Genomic DNA, 18,004 nt, shown 5'->3' with positions numbered 1-18,004 from the left:
CCCATGAGGTGAACAATAATGAACCATAGCCTACGATGGATCTCTGCGCAAAAAACCAGTTACCCTGTTGATTCTACTAATCTATTTTCAATGTTATTTACTATAAAAAAGAAGTCATGCCTACTGCATCTTCAACGACCTGGCCGTGATCAGCCGCTACCTGCTGGAGGCTGGCCGGGTACACCGGGTGCTGATCTTCGACTGCGATGTGCATCAGGGTGACGGCACCGCGCGCATCCTGCACGACACACCAGACGCCATCACCGTGTCGCTGCACTGCGAACAGAACTTCCCGGCGCGCAAGGCGCAAAGCGATTGGGACATCCCCCTGCCCCGTGGCATGGGCGACATGGCCTACCTGAAGGTGGTGGACGACGCCCTCAACTACCTGCTGCCACTCTATCGACCCGACCTGGTGCTGTACGACGCCGGGGTCGATGTGCACAAGGACGACGCCCTGGGCTATCTGCAACTGACCGATGCAGGCGTTGCCGCCCGTGACGAAGCGGTGCTGCGCCACTGCCTGGGCCGCGACATCCCGGTGGTGGGTGTGATCGGCGGTGGCTACAGCAAGGACCGCGCAGTCCTGGCCAGGCGCCATGGCATCCTTCATCACAGTGCGGCACGCGTCATCGGTTGTTCACAATGACTGTGGAACCGCTTGTGGATAACCTGCGGGAAAGGCGCTGCAGCCCTTTACAGGCAAGGCCTGCAAAGCTCTGATCATTTTTTGAGCAGTGCTTCCACAGGCCGCGCTGCGCTAGAATGCGCCTCTTTTCCACAGCCTGCTGCCCACCATGCCTGATCTGAGCCCCGCCTCCCCTCCCCCCGCAGTCGTCATCGGCGGCGGCCCAGCCGGCCTGATGGCCGCCGAAGCACTGGCCCAGGCGGGCCTGGCGGTCGAGGTGTTCGATGCCATGCCTTCGGTGGGTCGCAAGTTCCTGCTGGCGGGTGTCGGTGGCATGAACATCACCCATTCCGAGCCCTACCCGGCGTTCGTCAGCCGGTATGCCGAGCGCCAGGGCGAAATCGCCGCGCTGCTGCACGACTTCGATGCCGACGCCTTGCGCCAGTGGATTCACGGCCTGGGCATCGAAACCTTCGTCGGCACCTCGGGCCGGGTGTTCCCCACCGACATGAAAGCCGCGCCACTGCTGCGCGCCTGGCTCAAGCGCCTGCGCGACAGCGGAGTAGTTATCCACACCCGTCACCGCTGGCTGGGCTGGAATGCCGAAGGTGCATTGCGGATTGCTTATCCACAAGGCGAGCGCTTGGTGAAGGCCGCCGTGGTGGTCCTGGCGCTGGGTGGTGGCAGCTGGGCGCGACTGGGCTCGGACGGCAGCTGGCAGCCGCTGCTGGCCGAACGGGCTGTGGATATCTCGCCCTTGCAGCCCAGCAACTGCGGTTTTGAAGTGGCAGGCTGGAGCCCGCTGCTCAAGGACAAGTTCGCCGGTGCGCCGTTGAAGAACATTGCCCTTAGCGTTCCTGGCAGCGTGCCGCGCAAGGGCGAGTTCATCCTCACCGCGCAGGGTGTGGAAGGCAGCCTGGTGTATGCATGGTCAGCGCCGGTGCGCGAGGCCATCAACCGTGAGGGCCACGGGGTGTTGCTGCTCGACCTGTTGCCGGACAAGCCTGTGGACAAGATTGCCCAGGCGCTGGCCAAACCACGGGGTTCGCGCTCCATGGCCAAGCACCTGCACAGCCAGCTGGGTATCGATGGGGTCAAGGCTGCGCTGCTGCGCGAGCTGACCGATCAGGCGACCTTTGCCGACCCTGGGGCCTTGGCGAAAGCGATCAAGGCCTTGCCGATAACACTGGTAGGCACGCGGCCGCTGGATGAAGCGATCAGCAGCGCGGGCGGGGTGCGTTTCGAGGGGCTGGATGAAGGCTTGATGGTCAAGGGCATGCCGGGGGTGTTCTGTGCCGGCGAGATGCTGGACTGGGAGGCGCCGACCGGGGGGTATCTGCTGACAGCGTGCTTTGCCAGCGGCTTGCGCGCCGGGCGGGCGGCGGCGGATTGGCTTAAATCCAAAGGTTGACACTGTCCCCTGTGGGAGCGGGTTTACCCGCGAACACGGGCGAAGCCCGTGCCATGCACCGAGTCGCATTCTTCGCGGGTAAACCCGCTCCCACAGAGTCCGCGTACACTGCAAATCTACGGCTTACGCTTGCGCGCCCCACCATTGAAGCTCGGCACCTTGCGCACTGCCTTCACCGCCGGCTCCGCACTGCCTGATTCAGCGCTGTCCATCCAGCGCCCCAACCCGCGCTTGGCGCTGTTTTCCTTCGGCTTCTTGGGCTTCTTCGGCTTCTTGATCACCTGGCCACTGGCGTCGGTCATCGGCACCCGGTGGTCAGGGATGAAGTCCGGCTCTTCATGACGCGGCAGGGTCTGCCGCGTCAGCACTTCGATCGCCGCCAGCAGCTGCACTTCATCGGCACACACCAGCGAGATAGCCTCGCCCTTGTTGCCCGCCCGCCCGGTACGCCCGATGCGGTGCACGTAATCCTCGGCAACGATCGGCAGGTCAAGGTTGACCACCAGCGGCAAGTCATCGATATCCAGGCCGCGGGCCGCCACATCGGTCGCCACAAGCACCTGGATTTCGCGGGCCTTGAAGCTGTCCAGCGCGCGCTGGCGAGTGGCCTGCGGGCGGTCACCGTGGATACCGTCGGCATTCACACCCTCGGCCAGCAAGCGCTCCACCAGTTGATCGACGCCATTACGGGTCTTGGCGAACACCAGCACCTGCTTCCAGCGCTGCTTGCGCAGCAGGTGGCAGAACAGGTCGACCTTGCGCTTTTTATCCACAGGCACCAGCCACTGCTTGACGCTGGTGGCCGTGGCATTGCGCGGGCTGACTTCGATGCTCAGCGGGTCGTTCAGGGCCAGCCCCGCCAGCATGCGGATCTGGTCGGAAAAAGTGGCGGAGAACAGCAACGTCTGGCGCTTGCGTGGCAGCGCGGCGTACACCGACTGCAGCTCTTCGGCAAAGCCCAGGTCGAGCATGCGGTCGGCTTCGTCCAGCACCAGGGTCTGCACCTGGTTGAACTTCACGGCGTTCTGCCGGAACAGGTCGAGCAAGCGCCCCGGGGTGGCCACCAGCAGGTCGACGCCACGGCGCAGGCGCATCATCTGCGGGTTGATGCTGACCCCGCCATACACCGCGTAGGTGCTCAGCGGCAGGTTCTCGGCGTACTCGCGCACGTTGTTGTGCACCTGCTCGGCCAGCTCACGAGTGGGCACCAGCACCAGCGCGCGGATCGAGTTGCTGGCCACCTTTTCGCCTTCCAGCGCCAGGCGCTGCAGCACAGGCAGGGCAAAGCCCGCGGTCTTGCCGGTGCCGGTCTGGGCCGCGGCCATCAGGTCGCGGCCGGCCAGCACGGCGGGGATGGCCTTGGCCTGCACCGGGGTCGGGGTGGTGTAGTCCAGTTGCTGCAGGGTGCGCAGCAGCGGTTCGATCAGGCCGAGTTTGGCGAAATTCATGGCAATACCGTCAGGGGGTTCAGCGAAGGCGGCAAGTTTACCGCATCACCCCTGCCTACTTGCAGATTTCGCCTTTCAACGGCTGCGCCGGCTCAGGTGCCTTGCGCCACTGCGGCAGGCCGATCAGCACCACCGCGCCGATGATCACCGCCATGGCCACACATTCTTCGGCACCAATCTGCTCACCGGCAAAGATGATGCCCAGCAGCACGGCCACCGCCGGGTTGACGTAGGCATAGCTGGTGGCAGCTGCGGGGCGCACGTGCTTGAGCAAGTACATGTAGGCACTGAACGCCAGGATCGAACCGAAGAACACCAGGTAGGCCAGTGCCCCCCAGCCGGCAGCGGTTGGCATCTGCGTCATGCGCTCGCCAGACAGCGCGCTGCCGAGCAGCAGCACTGCGCCACCGACAAGCATTTCCGCGGCGCTGGCCATGGGCCCCTGGGGCAGCGGCAAGGTCTTGCTCCACACCGAGCCGAATGCCCACGACGCTGCCGCAAAGATGATCAGCGCCGCGCCAATCGGGCTTGCCTGCAGGTTGGAGCCCAGGTTCAGCAGGCCGATACCCACCAGCCCGAGGGCGATCCCCGCCCACTCCAGCTTCGAATTGCGGTGCCCGAATAGCAGGCCGAACAGCAAGGTGAACAGCGGCACCGTCGCCACCGCCAGCGCCGCCACGCCCGAGGCCACACCGGCATGCTCGGCCACGGTCACGCCACCGTTGCCACAGCTGAGCAGCAGGAAACCGATCGCCCCCGCAGCCCGCCACTGCGGCCAGGTCGGTGCCGGCACACCGCGCCAGCGCAAGAAGCCATACAGCAGGCCCCCGGCAATCAGGAAGCGCACCCCGGCCATGAGCATCGGTGGCCAGCTCTCGACGCCTATGCGAATGAACAGGTAGGTGGAGCCCCAGACCAGGTACAAGGCCAGGAAAGCGCCAATGAGCAACAACGGGAAGTGACGGGAGGCAGGCATGGGAAACACTCGAAATCCGTTTACGGGTGATTCAGTTTAAGGGCGTGCCTGGGTAAAGATAAGTTACAAAATTGGCTCAAATGAGCGGCACACTTTTAGGGCGTTCGGTTTGAGAGTTGTGTTGTCTGGGAGATCGAGCGCCGCCCGCGCGGCGCTTCGCAGCACAAGGCTGCTCCTACATTTGTTTCGGGCCAATTATTCCTGAGACGCAGGCGCGGCCCCTTGGTGTCCACCTCGAAATTGTGTCGGACAAACAAGGCGGTCGCGCACATTGGTACAGGCGTTACTGGCCCGAAACAGATGTAGGAGCAGCCTTGTGCTGCGAAGCGCCGCGCGGGCGGCGCTCGATCTCCCAGACAACACAACACCCAAGCCGATCACCTGGTAGCCGTCAACAGTACTTCGCCAGGGTTTCACGAACCTTGGCGGCCGGGGTTTTCTGCAGGCGGCAGAGCAGGTCGTGCGAAAGCTGCTGTACACCGTGGCTCTGGCGCAGCACGCCAGCCAGATGTTGCAGCAGGTTGGCGGCCATTTCGGCATCAGCCATGGCACGGTGAGCGGTACCGGTATCCGGCAGCCCGGCCCAGCGGGTCAAGGTGCCCAGCTTGTGGTTCGGTGCCGCCGGCAACAGGCGCCGTGACAGCAGCAGGGAACAGGCGAAGGCCTGGCTGCGGCTACGGCCGATGCGGCCCAGTTCGTAGTCCCAGAACTTCTGGTCGAAGGCGGCATTGTGTGCCAGCAGCGGGGTACCACCAACGAACTCGGCCACTTCGTTCATCACCTTGTCCACCGGCGGCGCACTGCGCAGCATGGCGGTGGTGATGCCAGTGAGCCCGGCGACGAAGGCCGGTACCGGCACGCCCGCGTTCATCAGGCTCTGGTAGCGCTCGACGATGCGCCCGCCCTCCAGCATCACCACCGCCACCTCAGTGGCGCGGCAGCCGGCGCCGGGGCTGATGCCGGTGGTTTCAAAGTCGATGACAGCGATACGTTCCATGAAAAATCTCAGTGTTTTAGCAACAGCGCACCCTCGATGGGCACATAACGGGTGGCGGCACGGATCAGCGACAGTGCGGTAAGCCCGGGCACACCATACACCACTGCCTCGGTGCCATGGCGCTGTATCACCCGCTCCAGCAGCAGGTCGAAATCGCCATCGCCAGAGGCAAGTACCACTTGGTCGACGCGGCTGGCGGCGTCGATCACATCCAGGGTGATACCCACATCCCAGTCACCTTTGGCCGAGCCATCGCTGCGCTGGATGAAGGGCTTGAGGCGCACATCGAAACCGAGATTGCGCAGGATCTGCTGGAACTGCTGCTGCTTGCTGTCACCACGGTCGATGGCATAGGCCACGGCCTCGACGATCTGGCCTTCGCGGCTGACATCGGCCCACAGGGCGGTGTAGTTGAAATGGCAGCCGTGGGCCTGGCGCACGGTGTAGTAGAGGTTCTGCACATCGGCGAACAGCGCGATCTTTTTCACCTTGGAACCCCTTGGTCGGCCTGGAATGCTGGGGGCTGCCTTGCAGCCCTTTCGCGACACAAGGCCGCTCCTACAGGGGTTCGCGTACCCTTGTAGGAGCGGCCTTGTGTCGAGAAAGGGGCGCAAAGCGCCCTCAAAATTGCCAGCAGTATGCCAGACCTGTCAGACGCACGAATCGTCGTCCGAGAAGAACCCGCCATCATCACTGCCATAACCGCTGTCGGCATTCCACGTGGTCGCCTCCCAGCCTTGCTCGCCCATGCAATGCCAATGAACAAGGAAGTACTTCAAGCTTCGGCCCGGTCCCGCGCCTTACTACTGTACCCACGCGGAGAGAGCTCAACTCCCTCATTGGAGAACAGTCATGAGTAACAGCATTACCAACTGGATCGCAGAAGCAAAATCTTTCAAGGCGCACATACATTGTCAGTCTACCTGGAAATATTGGGACGACAGCCAAGCCGGGTACAAAGACATAATGACTTTTGACTCACCGGGGATAGATCAACCAGTCCGGCTGAGCGACGCTTCCGGGCTCGGCCAAGAGGAAGGCTGGCTGATCACGGGACGCCAAGCAGCACCCACCACGTTCAGCATCGAATACCACTCCGAGACAACGGATCGGATCCATGTCTACATCAACGGCACGGGCACCGACAGCGACAGAAAGGTCGAGATCAGCCGCAACGGCTATCTTGGTTTGTACCGAACCAACTCACCGGTCGACCTGATAAAACTCGAACCGCTGGAATGGGGCCCTGACACACTGCGCTGCCGCCTGCGCGACCATACGGGCCGTACCGTGAAAACGCTGTATCACATGCCTCCGGACAGTAATGTCTATTTGAATACGAACGATGGCGACATTGCGACATTTCTTATAACGCGCCGATAGCTGCCAGGCGGCGCCTGCCCCCTGACAGGTTGCCCCTGGAGAACCCGAGGTACAAGGCCATGCGTTGTCATGTACCTCTGGGTTTGGCCCGCTTGGCTTTTCACCTTTCGAAAACCGGACTGGTCAAGTTGCGTCGCGAAAGGGGCGCAAAGCGCCCCCCCAAATTGCCAGCAGTATGCCAGACCTGTCAGACGTACGAATCGTCGTCCGAGAAGAACCCGCCATCATCGCTGCCATAACCGCTGTCGGCATAACCACCCTGGTCGCTGCCCCAACCACCGTTGTCAGCTACCTGCTGCTGCGCCCCCGAGTCGTTCCAGCCTCCGCTGTCGCTGGCCGGGGCCGGCTCTTCCTTGATCACCTCTACCACCTCTTCCGGCTGCGAGTTGTGGTTGAACAGGCTGCTGATGCCCTGCGCCAGCAACACACCACCCGCAACACCGGCCGCAGTCTGCATCGCACCGCCGAGGAAGCTGCTGGCACCACTGCGTGCTGGTGCAGCGCCAAAGCCAGGCTGCTGCACTTGTGGCTGGGAAAAGCCCGGCGCCGAAGGCTCGCGCCAGCCACCGCCAGATGCCACGGGGGCTGCAGCGGGACGCTGCGGTTGCACGGCCGGGGCCGCATTGCGCCCAGACGAACCAAAGATGCTGGACAGGAAACCACCACCGCCATTGCTCGGTGCGCTGCCGGCACGGGCGGCCTCGGCCTGGGCACGGGCCTGCTTCAGTTCGGCTTCCAGTTGCTTGTTCTGCTCGTCGAGGCGCTTGATCGCTGCCTCCTGCACCAGTATCGCCTGGGCCATGTAATAAGGCGCCGCAGGCTGCTGACGCACATGCTCCTCGATGCATGCCTGGGCCTGCGCATCGCGTGGCTGGCTCGGGTCCTCGGCTTGCTTGAGGCGGCCGAACAGGCCGTCGATCAGGGTTTGTTCTTCAGTATTCATGGGGCGACCTCGTGGGGTAGCGGGCAACGGACAGCGTCAAAGATGGGGCGTACAGGCGTGGGATTCAATCACCGGCGGCGTGAAACTTTTTTCAGCAAGTGACAGCCTCAGGCCTGCTTTGGGCTAAAGTTATGCCCCTGTTTTTACTGCCATGCGATGTAGACCGATGAACCCGCTGAGCGTCCTGCGCGACTCCCTGTACTTCTTCCGCCGCCACCTGCCGAACATCCTCCAGCTGTGCCTGCCGCTGGTGGTGCTGGAAGCCTTGCTTACCCAGCTGCTGTACCGGCAGATGGGCGACCAGGCATCGCCGGCCTACGGCATGCTGGTCAGCCTGCTGTTCTACCCGCTGTACAGCGCCGCGCTGATCCTGTACCTCGACACCCGCAGCAATGGCCGGGAAATCGCCAAGCGCGACCTGTTCGCCCGCGCCGTGCAACTGTGGCCACAGCTGGCCCTGCTGATCCTGATCAGCTCGCTGCTGATCATGGCCGGCCTGGCGCTGTTCATCTTCCCGGGCGTGTGGATCATGATCAACCTGGTGTTCGCCGAGTACCTGCTGGTGCTGCGCGGCCTGCCGGTGGTGCAGTCGATGCGCGAGAGCGCAAGCATGACCACTGGGCACTTCATGCGCATCATGATCTGTGTCGTAGGTGTGCTGGCGCCGATCTGGTTGATCGACGGCCTGCTGCTGATGGCCTTCCCCGAGCCATCGCCCGGCATGGAGCTGGCCATGGACAGCCTCAGCGGCTTCCTGCAGTTGTTCAGCACCGTGGTGCTGTACCGCCTGTTCATGCTGCTGGAAGGTGAAGCCGGGGCTTGAGCCATCTGGGAAAATCTTCATTCTGCTCGCACGCCCGACGGTGGCATTAGTGTAAACACACCTTCAATGCCATTAGAGGAAAACGTCATGGAGCAAACAATCAGCACTCAATATGCCGAATCGTTTCGAGGCCGGCTTTTAATGCGCCTCGACGATGGTTATGCCAATACTCGGCTTAGTCGTAGTGGCGACAAAACCGATGATAGTTTCTTTGATTTCTCCCCTGGGGATGATTGGTTAATATTGGGCGGACGCACGCTGCCGCCACTGTTGGAGTTCCGTTATATCTCCAAAACCGAAGATCGCCTGCATTATCACATTCACCTTTGGGAACAACCAGACAAGAAGTTGGGTGTCAGCCGCAATGGCTACCTCGGCTTCTACAAGTATGCCGAAGTCACCGATTACTGGATGATCGAGCCACTGCACCTGCTCCATGGGTCTCTCATCTGTCATCTGCGTGACCAAAGCGGGCAGAGCGTGGGCGCCATTGACTACAAACGAGACGAGTACCAAGAAACGTTAGCCCCGCTGAATGTCAAGAAAGGTCAGATCGTCACCTTCGACCTGAGGAAATATTAATCATAGGGAGCACTTCGATGAAGCGCACATCTATTGGGGCTTCTTAGCCTTCACTAATTTTCTTTGGCCGAATTACATGATTCATGAGGATAGCCAGATCTCGATCCCTCTGAACAAGGCAACCGATCTGGCTACCGCTCTGCGTCACATTCAAGTGCCGCGCGGCTTCGCCCGCGCGGTCGCATCGGCCACCAAGGGGTCATCCGGCCAATAGTGCTTGGGATAACGCCCTTTCAAATCCTTCTTCACCTCGGCATACGTCGTGCGCCAGAAGTTGGCCAGATCCTGGGTCACTTGTACCGGCCGCCGTGCCGGTGACAACAAATGCAACTTCACCTGCTGACGGCCTTGGGCAATACGCGGAGTATCGGCAAGGCCGAAGAGTTCCTGCAGACGCACGGCGAGAATCGGTGGGTTTTCACTGTAGTCCAGGCGAATGTTCGAGCCGGAGGGCACCGCCAGATGCGCCGGTGCCCATTCGTCCAGGCGCTGTGGCAATGGCCAAGGCAGCAGATTGCGCAAAATCGAGGACACATCCAGGGCAGCGAAATGGCTCAGCCGCGAGACCTTGCCCAAGTATGGCTGCAGCCAGTCTTCCAGGGTCGCCAGCAGCGCTTCGTCCCCCAGGTCAGGCCATTCGCTTTGCCCCTCTTTGTCCAGATCAAGCTGACGTAACAGCGCCACCCGTGCTTGCCATTGGCGAAGTTCCGGGGTCCAGGTAAACACGTTCAGGCCCTTGCGCCGCACCAGGCCAAGCAACGCTTTGGCGCGGGCATCGTCATCCAGGTTGGGTAACGGTTCACGCCCCAGCACCAGCTCGCCGACCTTGGTCTGGCGTTCGGCACGCAGCACCTGCTCGCGTTCGTCCCAGTCGAGGATATCGACGCGCTCGACCTGCTCGGCCAGCACGCCCTCAAGCAGCGCCGGATCGAATTCGGCAGCCAGATAGATGCGCTCTTCGCGCTGGCCCTGGCGGCTGCCCAGGTCGGCGATCACCAGCCACGGGCACTTCATCAGTGCATCGACTTCGGCAAACAGGGCCGCACGGCCGTTGGCCAGCCGGTATTCCGCACCGCCCTCGCGGCGCTGCTGGGCGACGCGGTCGGGGTAGGCCAGCGCCAGCAGCGCGCCCAGCCAGCGCGGGTGATCAGGGTCCACAACCGGCGCGCCTGGTTTGCCACGCAGCAGGCCACGGTACTGGCGGGCCAATTGGCGCGCACGCTGCACACCACCGTGGCTGCCACGGGCGGCCCTGCTCTCGCCACTGACGAGCGCCAGCCGGCTGTGCAAGTCGGCGCCACCGCCGCGCTGGATATCCCGCTCGCCCAGCAGCGCAGCCACATCACAGGCCATCTGTGCCAGGCCCAGGTCCTGGCCGCGCAACAGCAAATGCGCGATACGTGGATGCGCGGGCAGCTCGGCCATGGCCAGGCCGCGTTCGCTGAGGTTGTCGCGGCTGCCGGGCTTGAAGGCATTGAGCCGTGCCAGCAGGTCCTGGGCCTGGGTGAAGGCTGCAGTGGGGGGCTGGTCGAGCCAGCGCAACTGCTCGGGCGTAACGCCCCAGCGTGCCAGTTGCAGGGCCAGGCCGGCCAGGTCGGCCTGCAGGATCTCTGCGCTGCCGTGGGCGGCCAGCTGGTCATGTTGGGCCTCGGACCAAAGGCGATAACATACGCCGGGCTCCAGACGCCCGGCGCGGCCAGCGCGCTGGGTAGCACTGGCGCGGGAGATGCGCTGGGTGTCCAGGCGGGTCATGCCGCTGCCGGGGTCGAAACGCGGTACCCGGGCCAGGCCTGCGTCGATCACCACGCGCACGCCGTCGATGGTCAGGCTGGTCTCGGCAATGTTGGTGGCCAGCACCACCTTGCGCAGGCCCTCGGGCGCCGGGTCGATGGCCGCACGCTGGGCGTCGAGATCGAGCTCGCCATGCAGCGGGCAAAGCAGGACCTCGGGGCGCTCGCCCAGCGCTTCCTGCAGGCTCTGGTGTACCCGACGGATCTCGGATTGACCTGGCAGGAATACCAGCAAACTGCCGGTCTGGTCAGCCAGTGCCTGCAATACGCTGTCCACTACGCGAGGCTCGATGAACTCACCCGGCTGGAAAGGCCGCCCCCAACGGATGTCGACGGGGTGCATGCGGCCTTCGCTGCTGACCACCGGGGCATCATCCAACAGCCGCGAAAGGCGCTCGCCCTCCAGGGTCGCGGACATCAGCAAAACCTTCAGTGGCGGGTCGTCCCGCAGCAACTCCCGGCCATTCAGGCTCAATGCCAGGGCCAGGTCGGCATCAAGGCTGCGCTCGACCATTTTATCATTTACACAACCTTGTCAAATTTGTCAGACTATAGATAACACGGGCCTTACAGACGATCAAGAGCATCATGGAAAATCTGACAATTATCAAAGGATCGCTGGCTCTGGCGAACTATCCGTTCACCACTCTGCCCCTGGATGTCCAAGCGCTCATGCACCGCTCCTACGAGCCAATCGCTCGCGACGGCATGGGCCAGCTGACCAAGATTTTCGACGCCTACTGCAACATCACTGGCAGCACCGTCACCTACCTCGGCCTCTCCTCCCCCGCCTTCGAACGCACCGTCCGAGGATTCCTAGGAGCGCTTTACGACCCTACCTTCATCGACGTCACACGACCGCTGTGCAACAGTTACGCACGCGAGTTCGTGCGCATGCTGCAAGAGATGGCTAAAGAGATCCCATTGCTTCCGACCTTTGAAGAGAATGGCGGCCGAGACGGTTGGCCGAAGTTCAACGCCAAGTATTGGGCAGCGATCAAAGACAATCTTGACCCACAGGCTGTACGCTTTTGGAATGGCTGGGCAGTCGAGTATATGAACGACAAGGTCGCCTATATATCGCTAGCTAACGTATGGATTTCGCACGGGTCTGAGTTCGCAGAAGAAATCTACAAATGCATGCGTCAGCACTTCCTCAAAATGCGACGTCCAAGAAGTTCAGACTTCAACGCCTTTTTGGACTTCATTTCTGAGCGAGCGGAAACCTGGCCAGTCGAGACTTTCCAGGATCCAATTCAAATCAAACGCGTCTTTATAGCGTACATGCTTCATTACTTCACGGATCAGCACGAACGAGGAAATGATATCCCGACGGCTACTAAGTCCTACGCGGCAATGATCCAGCTGGTGAACTCAACGATGCTTGCATCCGGCATATGGGTGAAGCCCTATGCAGGCTCAATTCCGAAACCGGCCGTCCAACATGTAGCAGGCGCGAACACTAACAATAAGAAAAATGCAAAGGGCGAGGTGATCAAAGTCAAACTGATCACCGAGATCCCCTATCATCTAACTGACACCCAAGCAATCGAGCTAATTTTCAAAAGTATCAAATCCGACAATCACGCGCTGTACCGGTGGGCCAACAAAAAAGCCTGGAGCACTTCTAACGCTCAGAAGTCACGCGATAGATTAGCAAAATCAGGTAACCCCGAAAAAGTTATTTATGCAACTTATGCCGAGCTTGAGGATGTCAAACCTGAAGACGTATGTGCTGCATTTAAAGAGCACGGCTTCGGATATGTTCATGATGGCTTTTCCAAACGGTTCGGGAAAATCATAAACCGAGAATACATTAACAGTTTCTTACAGGTGCCATCCGCTAACGACCTATATCCGTTCAAGATCCTTTTAGTGCATGAGTACCCGTGCATCACACAATCGTTTCTGGACAACTTTGAGCTCTACGACAAGAAGGGCGATCTGACCGGCTTCATCAAACTCGATGGATATTATCAGCTTACCGGCTACAAAGATCGGAAAGGCGGGGCCAACGCCGAGATTAAGATTAAACTGAGACCTCGCGACGCCGTTCGGGTGCGGCAGATCATCCGCAGCACTCAACCGCTGCGCGACTACCTGCGTGCAGAAGGTGACGATGCATGGCGACAATTATTCATCCAGTGCTCCAGGGGCATCACGTACCCCACTAAGATGAAGCCCACGAACTGGAACAGTGGAACGCTAGAAACTCGCTACCAGCACTTGGCTGGAGAGTTTGCTGAATTCATCGATTTGCCAAAAAAAGAGATCGAGGAGTTCATCTGCCGGATCTCGATCACGTCCCTGAGAGCTACGCGAGCAGTACTGCTCTACATTGCGAACAACAGCCTGACTGAAACCGCTGCCGCACTGGGGCACACTAACGTTTCGCCTGATCTGCTAAGCAGCTATCTGCCTGAGCCAATCCTCGCCTTCTTCCAGACGAGGTGGATCAGGGCATTCCAGCGCGGGATCATCTGCCACGCCATGAAAGACAGCAAACATCTGCTGAAAGTTTCGAACTTCCAGTCGATGGAAGAGCTGCACAAATTTCTGGAAAACAATGCCCTCAAGGATATTCCTGAAGCGATGCGCGATCCAGAGGGCTATCGTGCGGCCCGCGACCGCACAGGGGAAGAAATCCCGACAAAGAAAAACAAGAAAAACGCTAAGCAAGCAGCAAACGACGACAGCGCTGACCGGGTAATGATCTCTGTCGATGTTGGTATTCTGACCGCGCTTCTCTCCCTTGAGGAAGCAGTCCGGATGTCCAAACGTCAAGACGAGATTTGCGCTAAAGCCGTGTACTGGGCCCAATTGACAAAGCTGCTCGTCAACGAAATCACCGAAGGTTACGAGTTCGAGCTTCAAGAATACCTGGCTACTGCAAAAACGCAGATTGACGCTAGCCAAATGGAGAGTTTGATTTATGCTACTGCCGCCTGAACTGAAATTCCTTGCCCCTCTGCTCAACTCTCCGCGCGAAGAGTACAAAGCAGCGCCTTGGCTGCTTAGCGACTTCGATGCTCCCAAGTGGCAGTACTCGTTTGGCTACAAGAAGAATCCCAAGGAGCTCGACTGGGAAATCACGCTTTCAGATGGCAGTTCGCTGCTCGACTCGAAGAACGAAGAGCTCTGCCTTGGGTTCAAGTACTTCCTTACCTCCAGTACCCGCCGCGACTTTGACCTTGGCACCACTAATGAGCTCGAAGGCCAGCAAGCAAAGCAGTTCGGCAGAGCATGTCAGATCATCGACTTCTTGCTGATCAACGATGAGCGCTACCAGCTATCCACGTATGGTCTGGCAGGACTCACAGGAGGCAACCTCATTGAGATGCTTGAGACCTTCTCCAAAACGCCTTCAAGCGCAGAGTCGGTCTACAACTGGACGCCCACTCTCCGGGAGTTCTGTCACGGTATCTTGGCAGATACGAGCGAGATGGAAATTCTCAGTGCGCTCAGAGAGCGTCCACAGCTTCTCGTCATCACCAACGAGCAGAAGGATGACGACGAGCTAGGGATCCCCTATGAGTTGATTCCACCGATTCGTGCTGCGCTGTACATCCGAGGGCTGTATGGCGCACCACAGGTTGAGTACGGCCATCAGCCCAACACCATCCGGCTTTCGGGCATTCTCTACCCGAATGTGCTGTGGGGTAAAAATCAGTTCAAGCCAGTTCACTCGATCCTCGGTTTCAATGAAGATACGTCACTCTTCACCCGAGAATACCCAGGAATTCGAACAAACACGGGTGCGCTCGAGCTAATGCGTGACCAGACGTTTTTCACCTACAGGAGCGCTGTGTATAACCTCGGCACGCTGCACGAAATCGGCCTGCCGGCGCCTACGTTCAAAGCACTGAAAGAAGCGGATTGCTTTACGCCTGAGCTTGGCACCAAGGGACGATTCCGTACCGTGCCGTCGGATCTGGTATTCACCTCTTTGAAGAATGCTATCGATCTGCACATCGATCATGGCTCGAAGATCATCAAAGGCTTCTGCCGTATCGCGAAAGAATGCCATAAGCGCGGAATTAACCCCTCTGCGCTTTCCGAAGCCGAAGTCAAAAAAATAGTGGGCAAAGACCTAGTCGAACTGGGCGTATCGCGGCTGTCTCTGAGTGCTAGGATCATCGATACCAAGACCTTACGCGAATCAATCAAAGGAGATAAGGAAGAGTACTACACTAATCTGCGGTCAAACGTCGGCCTGTACGATCTGCTTGCCGTGTACGTTGGAGGCATTCAGCTGACTGTCGGCATACTCATGGCAAGGCGCGTCAGCGAACTGTACTCTTTGAAAGCTGACAAATGCTTAGATGAGACCGAGGAATGGCTTCTGTTCGGTAATGGCAAGAGCACTAGGCATCTGTTTGGTCTGCGTCGAACAGAAGCTCGTCCAATTGAGCCCATTGCTGTCGACATGATCAAAAATCTGATCAAAATGCAGAAGATCTTGCTAAGAATCGGCTACATCAAATCATACAAGACGCTTTTTGCATTGCCGCAAATGCGCGGGACGCGAGAGTTCATCGACTCGAGCAGCACCGCTTACAATCGCAACCTTGACATGTTCTGCGATTATTTTGAAACACCGGTGAATGATGACGGTCAGCGCTGGTATCTCCGTCAGCACCAAATGCGCCGTTTCTTCGCGATGTTGTTTTTCTATTGTGGCAGCTTCTCCAGTTTGGATACGCTTCGCTGGATGCTCGGTCATACAAGTCTGCAGCACGTCTACAATTACATCACTGAGAGCACAGATGGCGCGCTACTCAACTCTGTTGGCGCTCAATTTGCTGCAGAAAACATTCACGTCGGCAATGTTGAGAACTTCACAGTGTTAGCTGAAATGCTCAAAGAACGATATGGTACTGACGATTTTGGGTTGATTCCGAGCTCTGAGTTGGAAGATTATATCGTTGACAAGATTAACGAAGGCATGGTCGAAATTTCGCCTGTGTTTTTCACTGATGCTACGGGGGAGCACATGAAAGTCGTGGCACGCCTCAAAAATGGAGTCGCAGCATGACAGATCGCCCCTCACGTGGCGACGTAGCCAAGGCGGGAGTCTTGGCTCTTGAACGCCTGCTTGCCCAGGTGATCACAAAGCCGAGCGATTTTGTTGAGGACGCTGAGCTGCGGAGCGCCCTTAACAGCCAAGCTGGCCTGGCTTCGCTGGAGCGCGTTGTGAGTGCAGGCGGGGAACCAGCCACCAACACCTTTCCAACCAGTCTCAATACGCTGAAAAAGTACAGCGATGAGTGCCTGACCGGTGGTTTCAACAGACTCAATGCCTTGCGAATGAAGGCTATCGAGGCGTTTGAGCGTGAGGAGCGCAAGAAAGCAAAGAGTAACAAGCGCACCAAGTCAGGGCTCAGCCTCAAGGTTCAAGACGTTGAGTCAGAGCTGGAAATGCTGCGCCAGACGAACTATCTACTTCTCCGAGCGCTCCAAGAGGCGCTCGGGCAGTTCCGAGACATTCGTGATGCCAAGGATTTGAAGATCTTAGAAAAATGGTCGTCTGACGCGATTGCTAGCCTGCTATCCATCACCAGCCTGTGCATCCCCCCATTTAACCTCACCGAGACACGGCTACCGAAGGTCTCATCGAATACAGTGGCTGACATCAATGACTACCGCAAAAAAGAATAAGGAGCGGTCGACGCACAAGCTCTATAGCTTGCTGGGCGAGTTTGACACGTTCAGTCACTATTCTAGCGGCCGTACAAATTTACGGGATGCAACAAACATCCCGTTTATGAATTGGCCTAATGGGTCACCATGCATCATCGGAAACCTTTATATGCTCAGCCTCTTCAACAGAAAGGGCCGGGGATCAAAGCGAGGTCTATCGCGCTCAGGGCAAGACGGCGGCACCATGGGGGTTTATGCTGCAAGTTTGAGTCAACTACTACGCCGATGCTACCAAGACAAAATAGATCCGATAATGCTAACAGACGGTGATTTCGCAGATTACATCACTGAGCTACGAGAAGAAGGATCTCCAACAAGCCCCAGCGAGCCAAAGCGAACGGAGGATACAATTTCCGCAATTGGTCGTGTATGGCTTGATTTTCTAGGCGTTGTCGGCCGGCTGCATGGCTTTGAGAACTTCGTAGCCCCTGAAGGTAGGATTCGCGCCACAGAGGAAGCTTACCACTATTACGACAAACTGGGCCGAAAGAGAAGCGGGACATATTTGTCACACCACTCCTTTGGCCCTCCTGCGCGAGCGAAGAAAAGAAATCCAATTACAGCTGAGCAGATAGCACTTCTTAAAGATGCTGCTCGAAAAGAAAAATCGTCTTTATTCGTCAAAGTAAGACGATCATTGCTTATTGATTTGTTCACTGACACTGGAGCGCGACGCTCAGAAATTGAACAGCTTACAATCGATGATGTTAAAGCCGCAAAAAAACTTAAAAACCCCACGCTGAGACTTACCACCTTAAAGCAGCACGGCGAACTTAGCTTTAGGGAGGTACCCATTCTACCCACGCTGCTTCACCACTTGAACAACTATGTGGAAAGGCAGCGTAACGACATCATGAAGAAAAAATACAAAGATGGCACAGATCATCGACGGTTTTTCGTCTCAGAGAGAAATGGCCGACCACTATCAAGCAAGTACTTATACAATGAAATTAAGAAACTAAAAGTAGCATCCGGGATTGAGACACCTATTTTCCCCCACATGTTCAGACACCGCTTTATTACAAAGCTTTTCATCGACCTTATCCGTACGCATCAAATTACGAACGAAGACGATTTTCGGCGCAACCTGTTAAATACCGAGATTTTCAAACTTCAGGTGACTCAGTGGACTGGGCATCTGGATCCAGACTCGATTAACGCTTATCTGCACTTAGCTCTGGCTGCGTCTGCGGACTATTGCGGATTCCACGGTCATCTGGCCACCCATTCCATAAGCATCTGACCACCGATTCCACGGTGATCCGGCCACCCATTCCACGCGTATCCGACCACTGATTCCACGGTCATCCGGCCACTCAACCG

At 58.5% G+C, this 18,004-nt stretch carries 14 protein-coding genes and 2 pseudogenes; 9 read left to right on the top strand and 7 right to left on the bottom strand.

Translation table 11 applies throughout. From position 1 onward, the window contains the following. Positions 1-121: 121 nt before the first annotated feature. Together WM94_RS23595 and WM94_RS23590 are read left to right on the top strand one after the other, a co-directional pair. Positions 122-649, top strand: a pseudogene (locus tag WM94_RS23595) (histone deacetylase); the annotation flags it as partial. Between the two features lie 148 nt (positions 650-797). Next, complete coding sequence (locus WM94_RS23590) at positions 798-2,039, top strand: TIGR03862 family flavoprotein (protein WP_061552241.1); 1,242 nt, start codon at positions 798-800, stop codon at positions 2,037-2,039. Between the two features lie 116 nt (positions 2,040-2,155). Here WM94_RS23590 and WM94_RS23585 read toward each other — a convergent pair whose 3' ends face one another. From WM94_RS23585 to WM94_RS30925, 5 genes are all read right to left on the bottom strand, one after another. Then, on the bottom strand, positions 2,156-3,487 hold the full coding sequence (locus WM94_RS23585) for a DEAD/DEAH box helicase (protein ID WP_013974320.1): 1,332 nt from the start codon (positions 3,485-3,487) through the stop codon (positions 2,156-2,158). Between the two features lie 55 nt (positions 3,488-3,542). After that, positions 3,543-4,463, bottom strand: a complete 921-nt coding sequence (gene yedA / locus WM94_RS23580; RefSeq protein ID WP_061552240.1) for a drug/metabolite exporter YedA — start codon at positions 4,461-4,463, stop codon at positions 3,543-3,545. Positions 4,464-4,854: 391 nt separating this feature from the next. Then, a complete protein-coding gene (locus WM94_RS23575) occupies positions 4,855-5,460 on the bottom strand; it encodes a PolC-type DNA polymerase III (protein WP_061552239.1) in 606 nt (201 codons plus the stop codon). An 8-nt stretch (positions 5,461-5,468) separates the two neighbouring features. Continuing rightward, positions 5,469-5,948, bottom strand: coding sequence for an NYN domain-containing protein (locus WM94_RS23570; protein ID WP_004576858.1), 480 nt, complete (start codon positions 5,946-5,948; stop codon positions 5,469-5,471). 162 nt (positions 5,949-6,110) lie between these two features. After that, a complete protein-coding gene (locus tag WM94_RS30925) occupies positions 6,111-6,239 on the bottom strand; it encodes a hypothetical protein (protein ID WP_256207045.1) in 129 nt (42 codons plus the stop codon). Positions 6,240-6,312: 73 nt separating this feature from the next. Here WM94_RS30925 and WM94_RS23565 point away from each other — a divergent pair, with 73 nt between their 5' ends. Next, positions 6,313-6,843 (top strand): hypothetical protein, encoded by a 531-nt coding sequence (locus tag WM94_RS23565; protein WP_061552238.1) that lies wholly within the window; start codon positions 6,313-6,315, stop codon positions 6,841-6,843. Between the two features lie 187 nt (positions 6,844-7,030). On the opposite strand, the gene WM94_RS23560 is transcribed toward WM94_RS23565, so the two are convergent. Continuing rightward, the gene (locus WM94_RS23560) at positions 7,031-7,786 is read right to left on the bottom strand and encodes a DUF2076 domain-containing protein (protein ID WP_061552237.1); all 756 of its coding nucleotides are present in this window, start codon (positions 7,784-7,786) and stop codon (positions 7,031-7,033) included. A 166-nt stretch (positions 7,787-7,952) separates the two neighbouring features. On the opposite strand from WM94_RS23560, the gene WM94_RS23555 reads away from it, so the two are divergent. Both WM94_RS23555 and WM94_RS23550 read left to right on the top strand, forming a co-directional pair. Further along, on the top strand, positions 7,953-8,609 hold the full coding sequence (locus tag WM94_RS23555) for a YciC family protein (protein ID WP_061552236.1): 657 nt from the start codon (positions 7,953-7,955) through the stop codon (positions 8,607-8,609). Between the two features lie 87 nt (positions 8,610-8,696). Next, positions 8,697-9,191, top strand: a complete 495-nt coding sequence (locus tag WM94_RS23550) for a hypothetical protein (RefSeq protein ID WP_061552235.1) — start codon at positions 8,697-8,699, stop codon at positions 9,189-9,191. Between the two features lie 150 nt (positions 9,192-9,341). Here the strand turns inward: WM94_RS23550 and hrpB are convergent. Further along, positions 9,342-11,501: pseudogene (gene hrpB / locus WM94_RS23545) on the bottom strand (ATP-dependent helicase HrpB); the annotation flags it as partial. Between the two features lie 68 nt (positions 11,502-11,569). Here hrpB and WM94_RS23540 point away from each other — a divergent pair. The 4 genes from WM94_RS23540 (at position 11,570) to WM94_RS23525 (ending at position 17,924) form a co-directional block, all read left to right on the top strand. Beyond that, positions 11,570-13,930, top strand: a complete 2,361-nt coding sequence (locus WM94_RS23540) for a hypothetical protein (protein WP_028697010.1) — start codon at positions 11,570-11,572, stop codon at positions 13,928-13,930. Beyond that, positions 13,914-16,016 carry an integrase gene (locus tag WM94_RS23535; RefSeq protein WP_028697009.1) on the top strand — a complete coding sequence of 701 codons (2,103 nt, stop codon included), beginning with the start codon at positions 13,914-13,916 and terminating at the stop codon, positions 16,014-16,016. Before WM94_RS23540 ends, WM94_RS23535 begins: the two co-directional genes overlap by 17 nt. Beyond that, entirely contained in the window at positions 16,013-16,639 is a 627-nt protein-coding gene (locus WM94_RS23530; RefSeq protein ID WP_028697008.1) for a hypothetical protein, read from the top strand. Before WM94_RS23535 ends, WM94_RS23530 begins: the two co-directional genes overlap by 4 nt. Positions 16,640-16,790: 151 nt before the next feature. After that, positions 16,791-17,924, top strand: coding sequence for a site-specific integrase (locus WM94_RS23525; RefSeq protein ID WP_256207044.1), 1,134 nt, complete (start codon positions 16,791-16,793; stop codon positions 17,922-17,924). Positions 17,925-18,004 lie beyond the last annotated feature (80 nt).

The sequence above is a fragment of the Pseudomonas sp. ABFPK genome (assembly GCF_001586765.1).
GTDB classification, from domain to species: domain Bacteria; phylum Pseudomonadota; class Gammaproteobacteria; order Pseudomonadales; family Pseudomonadaceae; genus Aquipseudomonas; species Aquipseudomonas asiatica.
This window is presented reverse-complemented; position numbering and strand designations above follow the sequence as displayed.